This window comes from Caldisericia bacterium, from assembly GCA_026414995.1.
In the GTDB taxonomy this organism is placed as follows: Bacteria; Caldisericota; Caldisericia; order B22-G15; family B22-G15; genus JAAYUH01.
This window is the reverse complement of the sequence record JAOAHY010000033.1, coordinates 1-801: the sequence shown is the minus strand read 5'-3', so window position 1 is coordinate 801 and position 801 is coordinate 1. Positions and strand designations below refer to the sequence as shown.

The following is an 801-nucleotide window of genomic DNA, read 5'->3' as shown; positions in this document are numbered from 1 at the left end:
AGAGAAAAAATATAATCCATTAAAGGTGTGGTGGTAAATGCAAATGATATTTATATATGATATTGACCTTACAGAAGGAACAAAAAGCCAGAGAAGATTAAATGCAATGAAGAAAATAGGAAGGAAATATCTTACCCATATACAGAAGTCCGTATTTGAAGGAGAAATAACGGCAGGAAAAATCGCCAGAATGGAAAAAGAGATAAAGGATATAATAGATAAAGAAAAAGATAGTGTGATATTTTATATTATACCTGATGGGGTAAAGATCAACAGAAAGTTGTTAACTAATGTAAAAGACCCTTCAGATAATGTTCTTTGACAATTGAATATTGGCAGATTATATATAAATAGGGTTTTTGCAAAACTGGAGGTTTGACGCAAAGTAAAAGAGATTTTTGGGTTAAGATAGGTCTTAAAACCATTGATTTTTCTAATATTTCTTGGGCAAAATATAAAAAAACAGATGCGGTTTCAATCTGCCAAAGAGGAATTTAAACGCATACAGCATACAGCGTCTATTATGTTTTTTTTTCGTTTCAATCTGCCAAAGAGGAATTTAAACTACGATTGAATCATGGTCGCTGAAGGATGAGAATGGGTTTCAATCTGCCAAAGAGGAATTTAAACCATAACAAATATACAATAAACATCCACATCAAACGAGTTTCAATCTGCCAAAGAGGAATTTAAACGTTGGTCTGTTTATACTTTTTACCTGTATAAAAATAGTTTCAATCTGCCAAAGAGGAATTTAAACCATGGTGTGATTTTTGATGAACTGCATGCACAACCTGTTTC

1 protein-coding gene and 1 CRISPR repeat array are annotated in these 801 nt (G+C 32.0%); the gene reads left to right on the top strand.

The genetic code is table 11. From position 1 onward, the window contains the following. Positions 1-43 precede the first annotated feature (43 nt). Positions 44-322 carry a CRISPR-associated endonuclease Cas2 gene (cas2, locus tag N3D74_06645; protein MCX8095843.1) on the top strand — a complete coding sequence of 93 codons (279 nt, stop codon included), beginning with the start codon at positions 44-46 and terminating at the stop codon, positions 320-322. A 149-nt stretch (positions 323-471) separates the two neighbouring features. Beyond that, positions 472-760: direct repeats of the CRISPR family, unit length 29 nt; unit sequence GTTTCAATCTGCCAAAGAGGAATTTAAAC. Between the last annotated feature and the right edge of the window lie 41 nt (positions 761-801).